Source organism: uncultured Mobiluncus sp. (genome assembly GCF_947254095.1).
In the GTDB taxonomy this organism is placed as follows: Bacteria; Actinomycetota; Actinomycetes; order Actinomycetales; family Actinomycetaceae; genus Mobiluncus.
Genome location: NZ_CAMYBV010000018.1, coordinates 19,471 through 40,620 on the forward strand (window position 1 = coordinate 19,471; position 21,150 = coordinate 40,620).

At 57.9% G+C, this 21,150-nt stretch carries 21 protein-coding genes, 1 tRNA gene and 2 pseudogenes; 7 read left to right on the forward strand and 17 right to left on the reverse strand.

What is annotated here, in order from left to right; genetic code table 11:
* Positions 1 to 125 precede the first annotated feature (125 nt).
* From Q0X47_RS06935 to Q0X47_RS06950, 5 genes are all read right to left on the reverse strand, one after another.
* A complete protein-coding gene (locus Q0X47_RS06935; protein ID WP_297724224.1) occupies positions 126 to 1,547 on the reverse strand; it encodes a phage terminase large subunit family protein in 1,422 nt (473 codons plus the stop codon).
* A complete protein-coding gene (locus tag Q0X47_RS06940; protein ID WP_297346182.1) occupies positions 1,537 to 1,893 on the reverse strand; it encodes a hypothetical protein in 357 nt (118 codons plus the stop codon). Before Q0X47_RS06940 ends, Q0X47_RS06935 begins: the two co-directional genes overlap by 11 nt.
* Positions 1,894 to 1,973: 80 nt before the next feature.
* Positions 1,974 to 2,306 (reverse strand): HNH endonuclease, encoded by a 333-nt coding sequence (locus Q0X47_RS08680; protein ID WP_367178290.1) that lies wholly within the window; start codon positions 2,304 to 2,306, stop codon positions 1,974 to 1,976.
* Entirely contained in the window at positions 2,303 to 3,169 is an 867-nt protein-coding gene (locus Q0X47_RS06945) for a hypothetical protein (RefSeq protein ID WP_297724226.1), read from the reverse strand. Before Q0X47_RS06945 ends, Q0X47_RS08680 begins: the two co-directional genes overlap by 4 nt.
* On the reverse strand, positions 3,166 to 3,504 hold the full coding sequence (locus tag Q0X47_RS06950; protein ID WP_297724228.1) for a helix-turn-helix transcriptional regulator: 339 nt from the start codon (positions 3,502 to 3,504) through the stop codon (positions 3,166 to 3,168). Before Q0X47_RS06950 ends, Q0X47_RS06945 begins: the two co-directional genes overlap by 4 nt.
* A gap of 66 nt (positions 3,505 to 3,570) precedes the next feature.
* On the opposite strand from Q0X47_RS06950, the gene Q0X47_RS06955 reads away from it, so the two are divergent.
* The gene (locus tag Q0X47_RS06955) at positions 3,571 to 3,936 is read left to right on the forward strand and encodes a hypothetical protein (protein ID WP_297724231.1); all 366 of its coding nucleotides are present in this window, start codon (positions 3,571 to 3,573) and stop codon (positions 3,934 to 3,936) included.
* A 201-nt stretch (positions 3,937 to 4,137) separates the two neighbouring features.
* On the opposite strand, the gene Q0X47_RS06960 is transcribed toward Q0X47_RS06955, so the two are convergent.
* Positions 4,138 to 4,359 carry a hypothetical protein gene (locus Q0X47_RS06960; protein ID WP_297724233.1) on the reverse strand — a complete coding sequence of 74 codons (222 nt, stop codon included), beginning with the start codon at positions 4,357 to 4,359 and terminating at the stop codon, positions 4,138 to 4,140.
* Positions 4,356 to 4,577 carry a hypothetical protein gene (locus Q0X47_RS06965; RefSeq protein ID WP_279107058.1) on the reverse strand — a complete coding sequence of 74 codons (222 nt, stop codon included), beginning with the start codon at positions 4,575 to 4,577 and terminating at the stop codon, positions 4,356 to 4,358. The genes Q0X47_RS06960 and Q0X47_RS06965 overlap by 4 nt, the downstream gene beginning before the upstream one ends.
* 103 nt (positions 4,578 to 4,680) lie before the next feature.
* On the opposite strand from Q0X47_RS06965, the gene Q0X47_RS06970 reads away from it, so the two are divergent.
* Positions 4,681 to 5,046 carry a helix-turn-helix transcriptional regulator gene (locus tag Q0X47_RS06970; protein WP_297724260.1) on the forward strand — a complete coding sequence of 122 codons (366 nt, stop codon included), beginning with the start codon at positions 4,681 to 4,683 and terminating at the stop codon, positions 5,044 to 5,046.
* Here the strand turns inward: Q0X47_RS06970 and Q0X47_RS06975 are convergent.
* Both Q0X47_RS06975 and Q0X47_RS06980 read right to left on the reverse strand, forming a co-directional pair.
* Positions 5,008 to 5,080: transfer RNA gene (locus Q0X47_RS06975), tRNA-Lys, on the reverse strand. The two genes, Q0X47_RS06970 and Q0X47_RS06975, sit on opposite strands and share 39 nt — an antisense overlap.
* Positions 5,081 to 5,212: 132 nt before the next feature.
* Complete coding sequence (locus Q0X47_RS06980) at positions 5,213 to 5,653, reverse strand: HIT family protein (protein ID WP_297724238.1); 441 nt, start codon at positions 5,651 to 5,653, stop codon at positions 5,213 to 5,215.
* Between the two features lie 147 nt (positions 5,654 to 5,800).
* On the opposite strand from Q0X47_RS06980, the gene holA reads away from it, so the two are divergent.
* Positions 5,801 to 6,889 (forward strand): DNA polymerase III subunit delta, encoded by a 1,089-nt coding sequence (gene holA, locus Q0X47_RS06985; protein WP_297724240.1) that lies wholly within the window; start codon positions 5,801 to 5,803, stop codon positions 6,887 to 6,889.
* Between the two features lie 43 nt (positions 6,890 to 6,932).
* Here the strand turns inward: holA and Q0X47_RS08685 are convergent.
* Both Q0X47_RS08685 and Q0X47_RS06995 read right to left on the reverse strand, forming a co-directional pair.
* Positions 6,933 to 8,507: pseudogene (locus tag Q0X47_RS08685) on the reverse strand (ComEC/Rec2 family competence protein); the annotation flags it as partial.
* Positions 8,508 to 8,516: 9 nt separating this feature from the next.
* The gene (locus Q0X47_RS06995) at positions 8,517 to 9,524 is read right to left on the reverse strand and encodes a ComEA family DNA-binding protein (RefSeq protein WP_297724242.1); all 1,008 of its coding nucleotides are present in this window, start codon (positions 9,522 to 9,524) and stop codon (positions 8,517 to 8,519) included.
* 180 nt (positions 9,525 to 9,704) lie between these two features.
* Here Q0X47_RS06995 and Q0X47_RS07000 point away from each other — a divergent pair, with 180 nt between their 5' ends.
* Both Q0X47_RS07000 and Q0X47_RS07005 read left to right on the forward strand, forming a co-directional pair.
* Entirely contained in the window at positions 9,705 to 11,180 is a 1,476-nt protein-coding gene (locus tag Q0X47_RS07000) for a hypothetical protein (RefSeq protein ID WP_297724244.1), read from the forward strand.
* Between the two features lie 212 nt (positions 11,181 to 11,392).
* Entirely contained in the window at positions 11,393 to 13,156 is a 1,764-nt protein-coding gene (locus tag Q0X47_RS07005; RefSeq protein ID WP_297724246.1) for a helicase HerA-like domain-containing protein, read from the forward strand.
* A 167-nt stretch (positions 13,157 to 13,323) separates the two neighbouring features.
* On the opposite strand, the pseudogene Q0X47_RS07010 reads toward Q0X47_RS07005, so the two are convergent.
* Positions 13,324 to 13,722 (reverse strand): annotated as a pseudogene (locus Q0X47_RS07010) (class I tRNA ligase family protein); the annotation flags it as partial.
* On the opposite strand from Q0X47_RS07010, the gene Q0X47_RS07015 reads away from it, so the two are divergent.
* Entirely contained in the window at positions 13,685 to 13,921 is a 237-nt protein-coding gene (locus Q0X47_RS07015) for a hypothetical protein (protein WP_297724263.1), read from the forward strand. The pseudogene Q0X47_RS07010 and the gene Q0X47_RS07015 overlap by 38 nt on opposite strands.
* Before the next feature lie 9 nt (positions 13,922 to 13,930).
* Here the strand turns inward: Q0X47_RS07015 and Q0X47_RS07020 are convergent, their stop codons facing one another.
* From Q0X47_RS07020 to Q0X47_RS07035, 4 genes are all read right to left on the reverse strand, one after another.
* Positions 13,931 to 14,824: a metal ABC transporter permease gene (locus Q0X47_RS07020; protein WP_297724248.1), complete on the reverse strand. Its 894-nt coding sequence runs from the start codon at positions 14,822 to 14,824 to the stop codon at positions 13,931 to 13,933.
* Positions 14,821 to 15,627 (reverse strand): metal ABC transporter ATP-binding protein, encoded by an 807-nt coding sequence (locus Q0X47_RS07025; RefSeq protein ID WP_297724250.1) that lies wholly within the window; start codon positions 15,625 to 15,627, stop codon positions 14,821 to 14,823. The genes Q0X47_RS07020 and Q0X47_RS07025 overlap by 4 nt, the downstream gene beginning before the upstream one ends.
* On the reverse strand, positions 15,624 to 16,562 hold the full coding sequence (locus Q0X47_RS07030) for a metal ABC transporter substrate-binding protein (RefSeq protein ID WP_297724252.1): 939 nt from the start codon (positions 16,560 to 16,562) through the stop codon (positions 15,624 to 15,626). The genes Q0X47_RS07025 and Q0X47_RS07030 overlap by 4 nt, the downstream gene beginning before the upstream one ends.
* An 89-nt stretch (positions 16,563 to 16,651) precedes the next feature.
* On the reverse strand, positions 16,652 to 19,573 hold the full coding sequence (locus tag Q0X47_RS07035) for a leucine--tRNA ligase (protein ID WP_297724254.1): 2,922 nt from the start codon (positions 19,571 to 19,573) through the stop codon (positions 16,652 to 16,654).
* A gap of 215 nt (positions 19,574 to 19,788) precedes the next feature.
* Between Q0X47_RS07035 and Q0X47_RS07040 the strand changes: the two genes are divergently transcribed.
* Complete coding sequence (locus Q0X47_RS07040; RefSeq protein ID WP_297724256.1) at positions 19,789 to 20,265, forward strand: hypothetical protein; 477 nt, start codon at positions 19,789 to 19,791, stop codon at positions 20,263 to 20,265.
* A 378-nt stretch (positions 20,266 to 20,643) separates the two neighbouring features.
* On the opposite strand, the gene rpsT is transcribed toward Q0X47_RS07040, so the two are convergent.
* Positions 20,644 to 20,907, reverse strand: a complete 264-nt coding sequence (gene rpsT / locus Q0X47_RS07045; RefSeq protein ID WP_296181906.1) for a 30S ribosomal protein S20 — start codon at positions 20,905 to 20,907, stop codon at positions 20,644 to 20,646.
* Positions 20,908 to 21,150 lie beyond the last annotated feature (243 nt).

Genomic DNA, 21,150 nt, shown 5'->3' on the forward strand with positions numbered 1-21,150 from the left:
CCATCCCGCTTCGTGCTTTGCGATAGCAGCGTACGCGGCTTCTGGCGTTAGGTATATACGGCTCCATCCGCAAGTGCACATTGCTACATGAGAAATCTCTGATGAATCAATCCAGCGTGTCATGGCTACTCACTTCCTAGGAAAATTTGGGGGCGGGAATCAAAATTCAAGGCTCCATATATTGCAGCGATAGCAGCACGGGCGGTGTCCACGGGACCGGTGCAGTGCCTGGGCGAGATGGCTTGCCCTCCTGCCATCGGCTTCATTACAGCGTGTGAAAAAGCGTCTTTGATTTCGGGGGTTCCATCGTGAGCCAGACGCTTGGACGAAATGCGGGCGAAAAACTCGCTGTTCGCGCTTGCATACTCTTTCGGTTTTAGGGCGTAGATAGTAGCCCCAGCGCGTCGTAGTGATTCGATGATTGGACGGTTGTCCCCGGAATCGTCAGCCACGAGCGCGGCGGGTGCAAGGGTGTCTTGCAAGTGCTGAATTGCTATTTCTATCCAGGCCGCCCCGGCCTTCGAGATAAGCCGGTGTATATGTACTGTGTCCCCGGCTTGCCATGCGGCGTAAATGGTTGCCCCGGTGCGTCCCTCGGAAATGTCGAAAGCGATAGTTGCCCCGGCTGAAACATCTGTAGTTTCAGTAGCGAGACTGTCCCAGGTTTCCAAATCGACTAGCGATGTTTGCGCAGCAGTAGGCCAGAGGTTGAGGTAGGCGCGGCGGTAAAGATGGTCTTTCTCATCCTTACCCAAAGCCTTCAACTTCCAAAGTTCTTGCGTGTAGCCCAGCGCGGGATGAAAGGCTAGGGCTTCATCACCTCGTAGGTCTGCATCTGCTGCAGCTTCATCTGCTGACCATTCAAAATACGCCGTGGTCGCTTCGGGGTCTTCTACCCCAGCGCGCCCATCATCAACTAGAGATTTGAGCCATTCCGAGCGTGTATCCCCTGCTGTGGAAATTATCCATACCTGAGAATGGGGAATGGTCAAACCAACGGGGTTAAGCGCGGCCATTAGGTCATCGCCCTGGGCTTGGTCAAATGCCCAAGCCTCATCCACGATAGCTAGCGGTGAGGTCTTGCCATGCAGCCCGCCGGGTGTAGGCGCGAAAGGCTGTATTGTGGATTCCGTCCCAGGAAAAACAATCTTTTCGTTGCCGGTGCCTTCCAGGACCTTTACCCTGGGTTTACCGTTAGGTCCCGTCCCCATCTCCCTACGTAGCTGTTTAGCCAGTTCGCCCCATTTCTCTACTGCGTCTTTACGGGTTTGCGCCGTGTAGTAGACACCACAGCCAGGGTTAGCTTGCGCCACGGTAGCCATTAAAGCTTTGATTAGGGTTGTCTTTCCAGACTGGCGCGGAACCGTCACAACCACCCGCTGATAGCGGGCGCGTTCGGGATGCTCTGCTTGCCTCTCACAAGCAACCTCAGCTACCAGGCGTTGCCACGGCATCAGCGGGGTCTGTAGGAACCGCGCTACTAGCTCGACTTGCCCGCCGGTAGTCGGATTCGTGGGATTCCGCTTAGTGGCATACTTAGGCGACATGATTCAGGTCTGCTTCCTGATTGAGCTGATCTAGGAATACCTCGTAAGGGTCTACAGCATCGGTAATAGTCGATTCCGGCAAGGCTGCCAGCAGCTCTTTGAACTGACCAATCATTGTGACGTGGGCGATAGTCTTTCGATTAGCCGCGAAAGCCACGTCTAGCTCGTGAGCCAGCGAGTACAACAGCTGTATCTCAGCAGCAAGATTGAGAGTTTGCTCAGCGGTTAAAGCCAATGATTCTATCTTGGCTTTAACCGCCTTGACCATAGCGTTAGAAGTCATGAAGGGATCACCCAAGCCCGGCAATTCGGGTTGCCATGAATTATTCAGGTCCGTTTCACTCATAGTGTTGTCCTTTTCGTTGCTATCTCGACTTTTCCGCTTCGTTCCAAGTTTTTTTACAGGCTTTCGGGGATAAATATCAGTCAGGGGGGTCGCATTTCCCAGGGGGCGCTACTGAAAAACGAGGCCGGGAACAGCGAGGGGTCGCAGCTGGTAGGGCGGGGCGGTCGGTGCCGGTTGCCACGGTGAGAGTTACAGCCTAGGTGGCAGGGTCGGAGATTTTCGATACTGTCAGTCCCACCACGTGACCGGGGTATTAGGTGCTCAAGGCTCAGCCGTCTTGGGTGGTTATGACCATAAACAGCCTCGTTAGAGTAGTCAGCCACGATAGGCTCCTTGCAGTAGATGCAGCTTGAGCCGTACATAGAGACTGCCAATCTAGCCAGGTCTTTGACCTTCCTTCCACCCCAACTCATGACCGTACTCCAGCTCTATCTTTCTCACACTGCTGTTTCAGCCAGTCGAGACTGCTCATACCCGGATGTTCATACTGCCAAAGTTCACTGGTACGGCGGTGCTCTTCGGCGGTAAGCCTGTCTAGTTCTTGCTGGTTACGCCGTGCTCTAGCATTGCGCCAGGCTTTGCGCCGCTCTTTAGTCCACGGTTTACGGGCTGTTTCATCGTTGCGGCTGTCTTGGATTCGGTGGCAATGCGGACAATTACCGGTTTCCTTGATATAGCCGTGGTCACAAAGTAGGCAATCGTCTTCGTTCATTGTTTCGTCCTTTCCTGTTGCCCATGAGGGCGGTTCTTTCGATGGTTCAATATTTGGCGCGCCGCCGGCGCCGAAGGCGCGGCGCGCCAAATTATTGTTAAGGGGTGTACTCAGTTCCACACGGCGCGACCTGCGATTATGTTGCTCTCGTTTTTTCAGGTCTGCCAGTCGCGCCCGTGTCTCAGCCCGCCGGGCTTGCCACGCCGCGGCACCCTTAGCCCATGCCTCACGCACGAAACGCAACAGCACAGGCTTATTAACCTGAATGAACCCCGCCGTAGGGGTGCCATCTTGTAGCACGCCGCGGTTCCAGGTGATGATTCCCAGCCCCTCAAGAATGCGTAAACACCGCGCCGTCCAGCGCGTAGACAGCCCCGCCGATTGGCTGACCTGCCAAACAGTAGCGTCCATATAGCCACGCTTACCGCGTACCCGTGCCACGATAGCGGTAAGCGTGGATCTCACGCCCTGCCACTCATTGCCGCCCAACTCACCCCACCCGGCGCGTGCCATAGACTGCACCATCACCACCGCCGGGGTCTCGCCGTTAATAGTCGAGTTCATTGATTCGTCTTCCTCAATTTCTCAAAATCTTCTGTGCGTCCCCCAGCTGCGAGGAAAAGCCAATAAGCTGCCTTTTGCAGGCATTCACGAGTATCCGGGTCCGCGTGAGATGGTGATGTAGCCTCTGGCTTTTCTTCCGGTCTAAGCGGACACCCAAGATTGAGTAAAGCTGCGACCAGCTCGGGCGGCCATGGATGGCGACCAGTTAAATAATGTGTCAGCGTTCCGCGGGGTACACCCACAAGGTCAGCTAAATCAGTTTGTAAAATTTTATTGGCACGCATCCATTCACGAACAGATACAGTGAACGGTTGATTTTTATAAATGTTTTTCATAATTCCCCCCAAAATTGATTAATACTGTTGCTCATTGCTCACCCCATGAGGTTGTAGACTCAAGACGTGAGTTGTTTATTTCAGGGACATGATGGCTATGGCAATGCCTTTCACTACTGGTTTCCATGGGATGACCCTGAACAGGTGTTAGAGGCGCTGGAAGATTGTCATCACAAGATGGTGACCCGGTACAGCAATGGCACGATATCGGTGACATGGTTCGATAAGTATCGGAGCTTTTCCTTACGTGCATGTGAGGAAGTTCCCGCCGCTGTGACCGATGGGACCTGGTGCCTTGAGGTTTATGTGGATGATGAGGCCGCGCGTATTGGGATTCGTCAGATTGGGACTTACGACGAAGACGGGTACATAACCCGTGTTCATTCCACAAATGAAGTAATAAGAACCTACGAAGACCGGTTATTTTCCTAACATCAACGTCCGCAAATATGTACTTTGAGCCAGGGCGTTTCTTTGTCACATTAAAGCCCTCGACATGAATGCAAATGTCTTCCTCTCCCACGTTGTCCACGATTACGATGTCACCATCGACACGTATAACATCGCCCTGGGTCAGCGTCCTAGGATTTACAACCCGCCCCTGTAACGGTGGCTCAATAGTGATAGTAATAATCACGCCTCATCACCTGCCCAAAACTCGGACTCGTTCAAAGCGTCGATAAGAGAATCCACAGCGCCCTGGGTAAGCCCGTAAGTGTCGCCGAACCGGTCAATAGCGAGACCCCGGCAATGCGCAAGCGCTTCCTGAGCCTCCACTAAAGCCGCTCTCAAATGCCGCTCCACGCGACCCACCGCGATGGATTCGTACAACGGCGTTATCGTCGATGTCGTCATTGCTCCACCCCCTCATCGGGCTGAGAGTAGGGCGGGATGGCTATCCCATGAGCCGCCAAAACGTCTAAATCGCGTAGTGTCCAGGGGTTTCGTCCCCTCATCCGAGAATTCAAATATGACTGTTTCACGCCGATTTCACGCGCAAAGCGTGACTGATTAGATTTCCTGATAGCAAGCGCGACCGCTACGGTCTCGCTAATAACATCGCTGTAGTTCATGCAAACAGAATAATGTTCATGTCATTAGAGTAGAGTGCGACACGCCGGTGCTGTCGTGGTTTATGTGCTTGATTTTATTGCTTACGGCATTAGAATTAATCTCATGTATAAGAAAACTGCTGTTGAACCTACATCTGGAACCGCTAGCGTTGTCGCGTCTAATGTGCGAGCTGAGGCCGCACGTCAGGGCTACAGCCAGGTAAAACTCGCTAAAGCGCTAGGACTTACCCAAAACATGGTTACAAAACGATGGAAAAATGAGGTTGCTTGGCAACTTGCTGAGCTTGACCTAGTGGCTGATACTCTTGGCGTGAGTGTTATGGATTTGGTTACACCTATTAACGCGATTAAGTCGGATATTCTAGGCCAACAGATTGAAACGGTAAATAAGGCAATGGGCATCAATGCGGCAACTGCCCTGCTGAAACAGTACACCACCAGGGACTCGAACCCTGAACCCACTGATTAAGAGTCAGTTGCTCTGCCAATTGAGCTAGTGGTGCAGTGCGCTTTTGGCGCGGTTAACTATGCTAACGCTCTGGGCGGGGATTGACAAATTGAATGTGCCCCAACCCGGGTTTTAGCTAGTGCGGATTCGGCGCGCTGCCACCAGTCCGCTTTCTCGCGCAGCCCGACTATCCCAGGGATTCCAAAGATTCGGGGACGTTCGCGCCAAAGCCCAGTTCAATCAGGGCGCCGCGCAGTTTGTCGCAGCTGACTTTGATGGTGTCCGGGGAGCCCGCCGCTTTGGCATCAGGATGCAGCACCCGCATGGAATCGGTCGGAATGACATGAATATGCAGGTGGGGGACATCGAAACCGGCGACCACAATCAAGGCGCGCGACACGTTGAACGCATCGCGCCCGGCTTGTCCAATAATCTGGGCCACCTGGGAAAGGTGCGCAATCAAGGCCGGGTCGGCGTCCAGATAGTTGTCGACTTCCTCACGCGGCACCACCAGCATATGGCCGTCGCTGCGCGGTTCAATGGTGGCGAAAACGACGCATTGCTCATCTTGCCAGACAAAGTTTCCGGGGATTTCACCGTTGATAATTTTCGTAAATACGCTGGCCATAAGGTTTTCCTTTCGCTTGCAGAAGTCCGGTCGGGCGGATTTGGTGTTGAGTAAGCGCATCAGGTGGGGGCGGATAGCCCTCCCGGTGCTGCTCCGCTTTTATAGTAGGGGAATTTTTGTCTCTCGGGAGGCATGTAGAGTTAAAGCGTGGCAACAAAGAAGAATGCTCAGAGAGGCTCCCGGGCTGGTTTCGAGCCGTGGTCGCGCGCAACGCTGGCTCCGGTGGTGCTGCTGCTGGGTAAACAACGGGTTTTCGCCCAGCGCGCCATAGCCAGCCTGCGCGCTGCGGCCCTAGACGCGGCAGAAAAAGCCGGGGCTATGGAACCCCCGGAAATCACCGAGGTAAACGCCCGGACTTATGGATCATCCCGCCTGAGCCAACTGACTTCCCCCTCCCTCTTTGGGGGGATGCCGCTGGTCATCGTTTCCGGACTGGAACAGGCCAACGACGAGTTGCTCCAGGATTTAGAGGCTTACCTGACCAGCCCAGCGTCGGATGCCTACCTGGTGCTGTGGCATGCGGGGGGAAACCGCGGGAAAAAGGTCTTGGACCTGTGCAAAAAGGGAGCCGCAAAGGTTTATGCCTGCGATGAGCTGCGCTGGCCGGAGGAGAAAGCAAAGTTCCTCCAGGCTGAGGCTGGCCGGCTGGGCCGTCCCATCAGCCAAGACGCGGTAGCGGCGCTGGTGGCGGCGCTGGGTGACGAATTCGAGGAATTGCTCTCTGTGACGACCCAGCTGTTGCAAACGGTAGGGGATCCCGCGCAGCCGTTGAGTCTGGCTGAGGTCGATCAGTACCTGCAAGGGCGGGTGGAGGCGACCGGGTTTAATGTCGCCGACGCGGCCGTGACCGGTAATGTTGGCGAAGCGTTGCGCCTGTTACGCCACGCTTTAGCTACCGGGGTGGCGCCGGTGTTGATTGTTTCGGCGATGGCCACGAAAATCCGCCAGATTTTGACCTCGTTTTCTCCCCAACTGCCCCCCGCGGTCGCGCAGATGGACCTGGTGGATCCGCCTAAACCCCTGTTTGGGCGTATTGCCCAGGGAATTCATGCCGTTGCGCCGCGCTGGGACGACGAGCGGCTGGGCTTAGCTATCCTGGCGGTTGCCCGCGCGGACGAAGCGGTAAAAGGGGCTTCGCGGGATCCCGAATACGCCCTGGAAGCCATGGTTTTAGCGGTGTGCCGATACGCCAGCGGCGTGCGCGAGCCAGTTGGGACGCCACCCACGCGAGACTGAGAGCAACAATCAACAGCCCGGTCACGCCCGCCACTGGGTTTTCCAACCAGTCGACTTCCGCTCCCGGTCGACTGGCAAAGAACCTGGCCACGCCGGCAATCCACGCGGCAGCCCACCCGGTGACGTGCGCCGCGCCCTGTTCCAATAACCCCACTGACAGGGCAAAAACGGGAGCCGACCCGGCCGTAAGCCCCGCCAAGGCCGCTAGTGCGACCAGCCCCAGACCGCCCACGGTCACTATGGAGGACACCGCTCCGGTCAACAAGTTCGCCGGCAGAGAGTAAACCTGCAGTTTGCCGCGCATGACCAGCATTAGCGGTGCGCAAGCCAGCTGCGCGCTGAGGGAAACAGCCAGCGGCAGAGCAATCAGGCGCGGCAGAAACCGCGCGCACCAGGCCGCCAGGTATGGCCCGCCGGTTACGATGGCGCCAGTCGCCACTACCGACAGGGCGAAGCCCCAGGAATTGGCTTGGAACGGCTGCACCAGCAGCATTCCGATGATGGCCGCGGACAGGGAGGACACCGAGCGGGACGGACGGGCTATCCCCAGCCCTACCAGCGTCAACGCCCCCATCGCTGCCGCGCGGGTGACAGAGGCGGAGCTTTCCAGCATGGCCAGGAAAATCCCCATGATTCCCGCTGCCACTACGACTTGCACCCCGCGGCGTTTCCGAGCGGTCAGTCCCAGCGCCACGGCCAGCACAACGCTGAGGTGCATTCCAGACACGGCAGTCAGGTGTGATAGTCCCGCCACCTGCATAGATTCGCGGTCCAGGGGGTCTTGGACGGCGGTTAGCCCCAAGCTCATCGCCATAATCATTCCCGCCGTCGATTCCGAAAGTCCCGCCGTGGCCTCGCTTAGGCGCTGTCGCACTGCATTGACAAACACAAAATGCCCGGTCGGAGGCCCGATAATTTCAGGAGCGGTCGGAGATTTCGCGTACCCCAGGTACTGGGTGGACAGGTCCCGACTGGCCAGGCCGGTGCGCAGACGTACCCACGAACCGAGGGGGATACCGTCCCAGCCTGCCCCCTTGACCTGCAATAGGGCGCGGGTGGGGTAGGTTGAGCCGTGCCAAGTCAGGCGGGTCGCTCTCAAGTCAACGCGGTAACTGTCCCTCCAACTCAGTTTCGGAGTGGAGATGACCTGGGCTTTCACGTCAAAACGGGCGGTCGAGTGAGTGCCAATTACGGCCAGAGCATCACGCGAATCGAGTTCCAGGCGCAGCGCCAGCGTCCCAAAAACAACGGCAATGACCAAGGCAGTAATCATCAGCGTAGCCAGCCCGGATCCACGTGGAAACAGGCGATGGCGTCGCCGGGCGGTCGTTTCCGTGGCGCGTTTCCCCACGCGGGCGGGCATGAGCACTCCACGTCTGCCCCCACGCCCTTGTGACCGGTGCAACCACCCCAACGCACTCCCCGCTATGACCGCGACCAGGGCAAACCCAGCGCTCACCGCTAGTGCGACACGCTCCCCGCGGCTTCCCGCCGCCAACAGCACCCCCCACAGGCTCACCGCCGGAATCGCCAAGCGTAAATCCAGCGGGGCGGGGCGATAGTCCCGGTCGGTCCGCAGCCGCCGGACAATCAGCGCGGTTTCGTCCTGTGCGGTCATCACAAATCCTCACACGCACACGTGGTCGCGTAGGCGTTCCATCAGTGCCGGACCAATACCGCTAACTTCGTCGAGCTGATCCACCGAGGTGAAACGCCCGTTGGACTCGCGGTAATCCACAATGCGTTGCGCCAGGGCGGGGCCGATGCCGGAAAGGGTCTGCAAAGCGCCCAGGTCCGCGGTGTTCAGGTTAACTTTTTCGCCATCAGCCCCCGCTGATTTTGTGCCCAAGCCCGGTGCGCTGCCCGGGTTTCCTCCCGCGCTCGGCGGAGGAGTTTCCCCAGGCCGGACGACATAAATCATTTCGCCATCCGTGAGGGGACGAGCCAGGTTCAGGGTACTCAAATCTGCCTCGGGCAAGGCTCCGCCCGCCGCCTCCAAAGCATCGGCCACTCGAGACGGGTCGGCTAGGTGAACCACTCCGGGGTGGCTCACCGCTCCGGCCACGTGAACTACGACTTCGGCCCCGTTCGCGCCGGGAAGAAACAGCTGCGGTGCGGCCCCCGGCGAGGGCGAAGCACCGGCCTGGCCCGTCGCGGTACTACCGGACTTCCCCTCAGCCGCGTCCAGCGCGGCACCCGGCCCCGCGGAACTGCCCGTTTTGGAATCCGTTTTTCCCGTGGCATCCCCGGAGAGCACCCCGTCGGGAGGTGGCGTGGGCGGGGCGGCAAACACCTGCCAACCCACCACCAAAAGCCCGCTCACCAGCATAAACACCGCAATTAAAGTCGCTACTCGCGGACTGGGCGCCAAGCGTAAACGCTGCTCACGCTCGGCCACGGGCCTGACCTGGAGACTGCTTTCAAATCCCTGAACCAGGTCTTCGGCCCGACCGGCCAGGGCGCCGCGAGGCGGCGGGTTCCCATCCGCACCAAAATCGGGGGGAGGCCCGGGGCGACGCGCGGTGCGGTAATCCGGCTCGGCATCGTCCAGATAGCCTACCCCCGCGGCTCTGGCCCGCTCAAACACGCTGGCAGTGAGCCGTTCACGGTCCGTTTGTCCAAACTTATTTAGCATCCAGGCTGCCTCCTCTGTCGTGCCGGGAACTTTGCGACCCTCGCTTGTGAAACTAATCGCGACCCGCCGGGGCGGAAAGTCGAAAATGTTTTACCTGTGGAAAACCCAGAATTGCCCTCCCTTGTGGAAAACTTCTTGAAAGGCACTTTTTCGTTGCTATAGCTGGGATAAACTGAAGCAGTGAGAAAACAGAAACCGGATTTAAGCGATTCTGCGACCGCGGCGCGCCAGCCCCGCTTGGTCGAACGCATCATTGGCGCCATCATTCTGGCCCTGGCGGTGGTGGTTTTGGTGACCGCCACGATGCAGTGGTTTGGTGACACCGCACGGATTCGCAACCAGGCGGAAGTGAAAAAAATCACCACGGTCGCCCCGTTGAAAGAAGCCTGGACCCTGGCCATGCCGGCGAAAATGAAGGATCCGCGCTCGGTGCAAGTGTGGGGCTACGCCGATTCTCAAGACTCTTTGGCGGCTCAGGACGCCGCTACCGGTGTGACCGCTAAACTGGCCGAAAACGAGCAGCTCGTGCTGGTCAAAGGCACTGATGGCAAAGCTCAAACCCAGGCTATTGCGCTCGTCGACGAAACGACCGGCACCGCCAAGTGGTCGAAAACCTACGATGATCTACCCCTGGACTATTGCCTGAAACAACTGTGGCAGAGCTCGATTACCTGCGAGTCTGACGCCGCCAAAAAGGTGGTGCGGATCGACCCCAGTGGCAATGTTGCGTTGGGGGATTTGCCTAATGACATTTGGGATTTAGCGACCGGCGAGCACGTTTTGGGGGCGATTTTTGACCAGTTCCTGGTGGTGCCTATCGCAGTTGGAGAGGGGAATTCGGCCGGGGCACAGGCGGTTTACGTCACGCCGGACTTTGCGTGGAAGGGAAAGTTCCCGCTCATGGTGCCGAACGCCCAGGCCGCCCAACCTTTGCTGGTGCAAACTCGGGGGTCGGTGACTTTGCTGGGGGTGACGACTTCGAATCAAGACGGGTCTAACCGGCAAAATACCTGGAGTTATTCTCAGAATATTAATACGAAAATCGGTTCTTTCGACACCTCTAAACTTGGGTCTGAGTCACAGATTTCCATGCTGGAAGCCGGATTTTTCGCCTCTGCGGATCCGCAGAGCGCAGCTGAGGTCGATTGGCAGGTTCACGGCTCCGACGGTGCCATAGTCGGGGAGGGAAAGTGCCCCTCACTAGCGGCTCAAGCTCTGCACGCCCAACTGCGCGCTGGGCTGCGGCTGGACACTGACAGCGCTTTGGCGGCCTTGAAATCCGGGAAAGCCCCCGTGCTGATGCCCAACCGGACGTATTTCTTGGCGGATGGCAGCGATACTTGCGCGTCTTGGCCGGGCTGCGCGGCCAAAACCTGGGCCACCGGGGACGGTGTCACCATCAATCTGAAGGCTCCGGGGACCCCGCTGGCCTCTGACGGGTCAAAAGCCGTGTTCACCGAGGGTAACGGCGGGCTGCTCAGCTACGGTGTCGTTGACGGCAAGTTCCTGTGGGAAGGCATCGCCCCGCCCTTGAAAGATGCCGCCACCACCGGCGATACATTTGTTTTCGGGTCTGGATTGGGTCAGCTGGCGCAACTCGGTGACCTCAACAAGGGTAGCGCCAAGGCGGTGTTGCGCTACCTCACTCTGCCCTAGGGGCCGTTTTGAGGGCACAAGAGCGGATGGCAGCGTGACTCGCACTGCGCGGCGTGCCGTTGCCTTACGTTCGAGGTGGCTGAACGCGTAAGCCTACGGTTGTCGAGGCGGCTATACGGGCTAGAGGTGCCTTTTTCTCGCCATAGTCCACCCGCGCTCGGAGTGGTTCGTTAGACTTAAACGGGAGTGAAAGCTCAGGAAAGGAACCCAACGTGGCGGCAAAAACGCAAACAAAACAGCTTGACAAAGCGACTTTGGAAGAAATCGGGCAGGCATATCAATTCGACGGACCAACCATGACCCTGGGGGCGCTCCTGACGGACGGTACCCCGCAACCCACCACCCTGGTGAACCTGCCCTTGGGAATGCTCAACCGCCACGGCTTGGTTGCGGGCGGCACCGGCACCGGGAAAACCCGCACGGTGCAGCTGTTGGCCGAAGGGTTGAGCGCCGCCGGCGTAGCCGTGTTTCTTTCGGACGTGAAAGGCGACCTGACCGGCCTTTTGAGCCCCGGTGAACCGACCGAAAAACTGCAGCAGCGCACGCAGGAGCAGGGTCAGGACTGGGCTCCGGTCGCTTTTCCGGTGCAGCCGCTATCACTCGGTGAAACCAGCGACACCGCGCCGGGAGCGCCGATTCGAGCCACCGTCACGGATTTGGGGCCGATTCTGCTGTCGCGCGCGCTGGAGTTGAACCAGACTCAGTCCCAATCTCTGCAGCTCATCTTTTCTTGGGCGGATCAGCGCGGCCTGGAACTGGTGGACCTGAAAGACCTGAAAGCGGTCGTGTCTTGGCTGACTGACGAGGGCAAAGCGGAGCTGAAAGACCTGGGCGGGGTGTCGACCCAAACCGCCGGGGTCATTTTGCGAGCTGTCTCAACTTTGGAGGCACAAGGCGGGGACGTGTTTTTCGGAGAGCCCGCGTTTGATCCCGCCGACTTGCTGCGCGCCGCGGACGGCCGGGGAATTATCTCGATTCTGGAGATGAACGACCTGATGAACCGGCCTGCGCTGGCCTCCGCTTTTCTGATGTGGCTGCTGGCGGCCCTTTTTGAGGGGCTGCCGGAAGTCGGGGACGCGGACCGGCCTAAGCTGGTGTTTTTCTTTGATGAGGCGCACCTGCTGTTTACGGGAGCCTCCAAAGAATTCCTGGCCTCCATCGTGCAAACCGTGAAACTCATTCGTTCCAAAGGGGTGGGGATTGTGTTCATCACCCAAACCCCGAAGGATGTTCCCGCTGACGTGTTGGGCCAGCTGGGGACCCGGATTCAACACGCCCTGCGGGCATTTACCCCCGACGATAAAAAGGCCCTGCGCGCCACCGCGGACACGTTCCCCGAATCGGCTTTTGACGTGGAAGAACTGCTGACCAGCCTAGGCACCGGCGAAGCGATTGTGACCACGCTGGATCCGAAAGGATGCCCGACCCCGAGCGCGCCGACCCGGATTTGGGCTCCGGCCTCCGTGATGGGTCCGGCCGCTCCCGAGGCAGTGTCACAAGCGGTGGCGGCGTCACCGTTGCAGGCGAAGTACGGGACTCGCGTGGAGCGGGACACTGCGTTTGAGGATTTGCAGGACGGCGTTATCGGCAACCTCGGTGAGGGCAGTCCGGCCAGCGCCGGTGGTGGCCAGGGCGCCAGCGCTGAGGGCAAACCAGCCGGCCAGGCCGATGGTGCCACGAGCCAACCGGGGGATGCCACCAGCGATTCCGTTTCCGCTACCGCCCAGGACGCCCACGAAAAAGCCCGGCTAGAACTGGAAGCAAAACGCTTGGAACTGCAGATACGTCAGCAAAAAGCGAAAGAAGCGGCCGCGGCTCGCAAAGACGCTGCCGCGGCAGAACGCGCGGCCCGAGCCGAGGCGAAAGCCCGCGCGAACTCCCCGCTGAACAAGGCTTTGACATCTTTCTTACGTTCGGCGGGGACCCAGGTAGCGCGCGAAATCACCCGCGGCGTGTTCGGTTCGCGCCGACGCTAGTACGCAGCGTGCACGAATGACCGATTTCAATGCGGCATTTGCCCTTTTGACACGAAAGCCAAATACGAAACCGCAGCTAGAGCCTTTTAGGCGATTCACGCCCTACCGATGTGTCCGCGAAATAGGTCGTTGATGCAATCACGTTAGGTGCCACCGGGACTTGGCGGCTACAAAACCAGGGACACGAGCTTCGGAGCGCGCACGATAATCCGCTTCGGTTCGCGCCCGTCCAGCAACTTCACCACGGCCGGTTCCGCCAGGACTTTCGCCTGCAAATCCGCCTCGGAAATCTCGGGGTCCACCGACACTTTCGCGCGCACCTTGCCCGCCACCTGCACCACGCAAGTGACCTCGTCGGCCGCCAACAGCGACTCATCGGTCACGACCGGGAACGCGGCCCGGGCGATTCCGCCCTGGTGACCCAAACGTTCCCACAGTTCCTCCGCAATGTGCGGAGCGATGGGGGCGACCATCACGACCAGCGCTTCTGCGGCCTCACGCGGCACCTGGGACAGTCCGGTGAGGTGATTGTTCAGCACAATCATCTTGGCGATAGCCGTGTTCACGGAGGGTAACGGCGGGCTGCTCAGCTACGGGGTCGTTGACGGCAAGTTCCTGTGGGAAGGCATCGCCCCGCCCTTGAAAGATGCCGCCACCACCGGCGATACATTTGTTTTCGGGTCTGGATTGGGTCAGCTGGCGCAACTCGGTGACCTCAACAAGGGCAGCGCCAAGGCAATTTTGCGCTACCTCGGCCTGCCCTAGAGGGGTGCCTCAAGAAGCAACCTGTTGAGGTTCCGGGTCAGGGCCGGGGGCGACAGACTGCGCGCCATGATAGCGCTGCAGACGCTTTTGCCGAAGCAAATCCACCAGCCAAACGATTAGGAACAATACGCCTTCAAGCAGCACGACCGTGGCTCCTGACGCTGTATCGAACCAGTAGGAAATATAGGCTCCCAGCACGACGCAGAATACGGAAAACAAAGGAGCTATCCATAGCATAGCGTTGAACCGGTTTGTGAGCAGCCGGGCGGTTGCGCCAGGGGTAATCACCAGTGCCACGATGAGGATTGCGCCCACTGCTTGCATCGCCACCACGACTGTCAAAGACAGAGCTACCAGCAACAGAGTCGCCAACCAGCTTGTAGAGATGCCGATAGCGTGGGCGTGAGTCTTGTCGAAGGCATACAGCACCAAATCCCGTTTTTTGTATAACAACAGCACCAGAGCGAGTGGGCTCAATATCAAGACCTGCCACATATCGGCTCTGGTAATGCCGAGCATGTCGCCAAACAAAATGTGGTGCAAATCAATGTGACTGGGGAACAGACTGATTAAGACCAGACCGGAGGCAAACATTGTCGTGAATACCACCCCAATAGCCGTGTCTTCTTTGACCCGTCCGCGCCCCCGCACTGCGCCAATCAATCCCACCACCAGCAAAGCTGCCACGAGGGCTCCTATTGCGAAGGGCGTTCCCAAAAGGTAGGACGCGACGATTCCGGGAAGAATTGCGTGGGACAGGGCATCACCTAACAATGACCAGCCAATTAAGACCAGCCAGCAGGACAACACGGCACAAACTGCCGCCGCGACTCCGGTGACGATGATGCCGCGGAGCATAAACTGCTGCGTCCACATTTCGATGAAAGCTTCATAAAAATTCACTTTCCACCTCCTGACGCGGCGGGATTTAATCCAAACGCTTTCGCAAGGTTCTGCGGGTCTAAGGCGCCAGCGGGATCACCTTGATAAACTACGCGACGATACAGCAAAACCACTTCATCGCAGAGCTTTTCCAAAGAAGCCAAATCGTGGGTTGAAACCACCACCGTGGTGCCTTTTGCCGAGATTTTGCGCAGCAAATCGACGATATTGCTTTCGGAGTATTTGTCTACTCCGGCAAACGGTTCATCGAGGAGCAGGAGCGGCGCACCTTGGGCAATCGCGCGGGCGATAAACACCCTTTTCTTTTGGCCGCCACTCAACGCCCCAACTTGGCGCTGCTGTAAATCTTGCAATTCCACCATTTCTAACGCGGCTTGCACTGCTGCCACGTCTGCAGATTTGGGACGACGGGTAGATCCCATGAATCCATACCGCCCCATCATGACGACTTGGTTTACGTTAACCGGGAAGTCCCAATCGATTTCCTCGTTTTGTGCAACGTAACCAATCAGTTTCTGTTTCCGGGCTTGGTTCGCGTCAATTCCGGCAACTTTAATGCTGCCCTTTTGATACGAAACACTGTTGGTGATGGATTTGAACAGCGTTGATTTTCCCGATCCGTTCATCCCTACCAGACCACAAATTTGACCGCGCGGCACGGTTAAACTGGCACCTTCCAGTGCCACATTAGCTCCGTAACGAACATGCAAATCTGAGACTTCTAATACAGGTGGGGCTGAATTTGGGCTGGGTTCAGCTGCAGCCCCGCCTGGCTCTATGCGGTTGTCGAGAGCATCATTCATTTCTGAGTCAATCCTCGGGTAATCAAATCTGCGTCGTAGCGCAACAGATCCAGATAGGTCGGAACGTCTCCATCTGAGTCTGACAAGGAATCAACATACAATTCCCCACCGAATTTCGCACCTGTGGCTTCCACAACGGGTCGCATTTTGTCTCCCACGGTTGACTCGCAGAAAACTGCGGGAACGTGGTTTTGCTTCACGTAGTCTTCCACTTCCGCTACGCGAGAGGGAGTGAGGGCTCCTTCGGCATTTACGCCCCACAGGAATTTCTCGTTGAGGTTATAGTCACGAGTCAGATACGAGAATGCTCCCTCACAGCTGACCAAAGTACGTTGTGACGGGTCGAGCTGAGAAAGCGTGGACGTGATGTCCTCGCCGACTTTTTCAATCTTGGCGCCATACTGTTTGGCATTTTCCTGGTACTCGGAGCAGTTCTTTGCATCTAAATCGCAGAAGGCTTTTGCCATATTCTTCACGTAGAGGGCGCCGTTTTTCGGGCTCATCCAAGCGTGCGGATTGGGCTTACCCTTGTAGTCGCCTTCGGTAATCGGAATGGGCTCTACGCCCTGCGAAACATTGACCTTTTTGGCATCCAGATCGGCGGTAAACTTCGTGAACCAGCGTTCCAAATCCAGCCCGTTATTTAAAATCAGTTTCGCTTTCTGCGCCGACTTCAAGTCCGAGGGTGTGGGTTGGTAATCGTGGATTTCCGCCCCAGGTTTGGTGATAGAGCGGACTTCCAGATGGTCTCCGGCAACGTTTTGAGCCATGTCCTGCAACACGGTAAATGTGGTGAGGACCAGGGGTTTGCCTGGTGCGGCTGAATCCGAACTGGAGCTGGGAGTCCCGCTGCACGCGCTGAGAGAGGCTCCCAGGCACAAAAGCGCAGCTACGGTCAAGGTTTCTTTAATTTGCTTGTTTTTAACTCTCTTCATGGGTATAGCCTAAGTTAGGTATACCTAAGTTTGCAAGCCAGAAACCGTTGAAATCCCGTAATTTAGCGAATTTTTTGTACTGACAAATCCTACAAAACCAGGGACACGAGCTTCGGGGCACGCACGATAACTCGCTTCGGTTCGCGCCCGTCCAGCAACTTCACCACGGCCGGTTCCGCCAGGACTTTCGCCTGCAAATCCGCCTCGGAAATCTCGGGGTCCACCGACACTTTCGCGCGCACCTTGCCCGCCACCTGCACCACGCAAGTGACCTCGTCGGCCGCCAACAGCGACTCATCGGTCACGACCGGGAACGCGGCCCGGGCGATTCCGCCCTGGTGACCCAAACGTTCCCACAGTTCCTCCGCAATGTGCGGAGCGATGGGGGCGACCATCACGACCAGCGCTTCTGCGGCCTCACGCGGCACCTGGGACAGTCCGGTGAGGTGATTGTTCAGCACAATCATCTTGGCGATAGCCGTGTTCACGCGCAGATTGTCATACTCCACGGTGACATCGTGAATGGTGCGAGCCAGCACTTTTGCGGTCGCCAAATCCGGAGCGTCGTCGCTGACGGTGAGCGCGCCGGTGTTTTCATCGACGATATTGCGCCACAGCCGCTGCAGGAAACGCTGAGAACCGACCACCGCGCGAGTGTCCCACGGGCGGGACATATCCAGCGGCCCCATCGACATCTCGTAGACCCGGAACGTATCCGCACCGTAATCCGCACACATCTGATCAGGGGTGACGATGTTCTTTAGCGACTTGCCCATTTTGCCGAACTCGCGGTTGACCGGCTGGCCCTTCCAGGTAAAGCCATCCTCTTCGTTGCCCTCCACTTCGTCAGCCGGAACGTATTGCCCGCGCGAATCCGTGTAGGCGTAGGCCTCGATCATGCCTTGGTTGAACAGGCGATGGAACGGCTCTGAGCTGGACACATATCCCAAGTCGTAGAGCACTTTGTGCCAGAAACGCGCGTACAGCAGGTGCAGCACCGCGTGTTCCACGCCGCCCACGTACAAATCCGTGCCGCCGCTGAGGTTGCCGGCTTCGGGGCGCGGTCCCATCCAGTAGGCTTCGTTGTCGGGGCTGGCAAAAGCCGTGGAGTTGTCCGGGTCGGTGTAGCGCAGCTCGTACCAGCACGAGCCCGCCCAGTTCGGCATGGTGTTTTGGTCACGAGTGTAGGTCTGCTTGCCTTCGCCCAGGTCCAGCTCGACAGTCATCCAGTCCGTAGCGCGGTCCAGCGGGGATTCCGGGGTGGAGTGGGCGTCGTCGGGGTCAAAAGTCCGGGGCCGGAAGTCCGATACTTCGGGCAGCTCCAGGGGCAGCATCTCTTCCGGCAGGGCGTGAACCCGTCCGTCAGAGCCGTAAACCACGGGGAAAGGCTCGCCCCAGTAGCGTTGCCGGGAAAACAGCCAGTCACGCAGGCGGTAGGTCACGGTCTTTTCGCCCCGCCCGGTCTGAGCCAGCCAGTCGCTGATTTTTGCGATAGCCTCGGCCTTGCCCAGCCCGTTCAGGCTGATTTCACTGTTAGCGGAGTTCTCGATGACGCCGTCGCCGGTCCAGGGTTCCGTCTGTACATCCAGGCCGTCCGGGCCGGAAATAGTTTGGATAATGTCCAGGTTGAACTTCCGAGCAAAGGCGTGATCGCGCTCGTCGTGGGCGGGCACAGCCATAATCGCACCGGTTCCGTACCCCATCAAAACGTAATCCGCCACGAAAATCGGCACCCGGGAACTATTGACCGGATTCGTCCCAAAAATGCCGGTAAACACGCCGGTCTTTTCGGTGAAGTCGGTTTCCGCAGTCCGTTCGCTGTCGCTCTTTGCGCTGGCTTGTGCCCGGTAGGCCACCACCGCTTCGCGCGGGGTCGCGTATCCGCCGGTCCACTCCGGTCGGGTCCCTTCCGGCCAAGCGTCCGGCAACTGCAACTCCGCGTCCGTGCAGTCCTCGGCACCCACCAGCGGATGTTCCGGGGAAATGACCATGAAAGTCGCGCCGAATAGGGTGTCGGGCCGGGTCGTGAACACCTGCAACGTCTGCGGCTGCGGCCCTTGACCGGCCTCGACCTGGAAGTTTACGGTGGCGCCAAAGGACTTGCCGATCCAGTTGTGCTGCATAGTGCGGACCTTGTCCGGCCAATCAATCGTGGCCAGATCCGCATCCAGCCGGTCCGCGTAGCGGGTGATGCGCATCATCCACTGGCGCAGTTTCGTCTTAAACACGGGGAAGTTGCCGCGTTCGGAACGCCCCTCGGCGGTGACTTCTTCGTCCGCCAGCACCGTGCCCAATCCTGGTGCCCAGTTCACCGGCGCGTATGCCACGTAGGCCAGGCGCTCGGCGTCAATGAGTTCTGCCTGTTCCACTGCGGAAAGCTCGGCCCACGCCCGCCCGTCCGGGGTGGGGCGTGTGCCGTCCTCGTACTGCTTCACAAGGGTGGTAATCGGCCGGGCCGCGCCCTTTCCGGAGCCGTCGCGGCGCGGAGCTTCGGGGTCGTACCAGGAGTTGAAAATTTGCAGGAAAATCCACTGGGTCCACTTGAAATAGTCCGGGTCGGTCGTGGCGAAAGAGCGCCGCCGGTCGTGGGACAAGCCAATGCGAGCCAGTTGTTTGCTCATGTTGGCGATATTGTCATGCGTGGTGATGGCTGGGTGCTGGCCGGTTTGCAGGGCATATTGCTCGGCGGGCAGGCCAAAAGCGTCATAACCCATGGTGTAGAGCACGTTCTTGCCCTGGGCGCGCTGGTAGCGGGCGACCACGTCGGTGGCGATATAGCCCAGCGGGTGTCCCACGTGCAGACCTTTGCCGGAGGGGTAGGGGAACATGTCGAGGATGAAGTATTTTTCGTGTTTTGCCATGTCACCGGCCAGAGAGCCACTGGGGTTATCCGCGTTAAATGCGCCGGTTTCGTCCCAAATTCGTTGCCATTTTGCTTCCAGGTCCCCCGCCATTTCAGCCGTGTAGCGGTGTTGGGGGGTGTCTGGGGTTTCCGGGGTGTTTTCAGCCATATTCCTCTTCTTTCCGACAATCAACGTATCCAGTTTAGACCAGGGGACCTACGGGCGAAAAAGTCGTGACCCAGAGCGGATGAATTCGATAGCGAGGCGGCCACGCAATGCCGTAATCGGCGGATTTGACCCATTTACACGAAATATCTGCGTTGATAAAATTGCCGGCAAGCTAGGTTTTTCTCAACAGTTATACAGATTCTGGGAGAAATATTATGAATACATTTATTCGCAATAGTGTGTTGGGGATAGTTGCGGGGGTGGCTCTCGGATTTGGGTTGTCAGCTTGCGGTGAATCCGACACGCAGCCCGCAAATGACGCCTCGGCGGCTAGCCCGACAACGCAGCCGGCAAGCCCGTCTACCAGCGCAACTGCGGATTTCTATACCATCGTGAATGATAGGTCCAGCGATGCTTGCAATTCCGCTTTGGTAACCGGAACACTGCAGGTTGATGAGCAAGGATGTTTGGTGCTCGGAGGTGACGATGAGGTTCCCGCGATAGTACCTTTATTACCCAATGGAAGCCAGATTTCAGACAAATCCGTTACCTTGCCAGATGGAACTGTTTTAGAAATCGGCAAAAAGGTTTCCCTTGGTGGTGGCTTTACCAACGAAAAGCTATTCGTGTCCAAAGCGAGTAAACAGTGCAACACCTCTTCTGTGTACGCCGTTTGCCCTGAACAAGGCTGAGCGGCAGCTTTTACGTTGCAGTTGCCCGCGCCTGAACATCGATGAACCCTGCCCGTGTTATCGGTTGCCGGTATTTTTCAGGGCTGTTGCTCCCGCAGTTCCGTCAGCGTTCTGTTATTTATTTCCTGAATTTCAGTGCCGCTGGGCACTTGGTTTTTGGAGTAGTTGCACGAGCGACCGATTTCAACCCAGAATACGCGTCCCTGCTGACACTAGGTTTACTAAACCTGCAGTTTATGGCGATTTTAGTTTCGCAGAATCTGCACTGAGCAACGTGAAATCGGTCGTTCGCGCAAGTGCATTGGGGTCAGAGGACCAGTGGGCAAAAAGAAAACGCCCACCGAAGTGGACGTTTTCAAAATAGCTTAGAGAAACCGGTTACTGCATGGCAGCAACGCGGGTAGCCAGCTTGGACTTGCGCTGAGCCGCCTGGTTTTTGTGGATGACACCCTTGGAAGCTGCCACGTCGAGGTGACGGGTGGCCACCTTCAAGTTGGCCTCGGCTGCGGCCTTATCCCCGGCCTCGATAGCCTCGCGGGTCTTGCGCACCAGGGTCTTTAGCTCGGAGCGCACGGACAGGTTGCGCTGGCGCGCCTTTTCGTTGGTGCGAATCCGCTTTATCTGAGACTTAATATTTGCCAATGTTCTTCCCTCAAAAGTATTGATTTTCGCCGGTTTTGGCGACACACAAGGAAATATCCTACGCCATTTTGCGCCTTATTCGCAAATCGGCGGTTGCAGCGTCAGTATTACGGCCACCTCACTCCAGCCGGCAGCCTTGAGCCTAACAGGCTTGGCACCCGAAACAATAAAATAGATTGGGCAAACGTGGGAAAAATGACAAAATGGAATGTCTAGCGAGAAAGATAAGGAAGTCCATGCCCA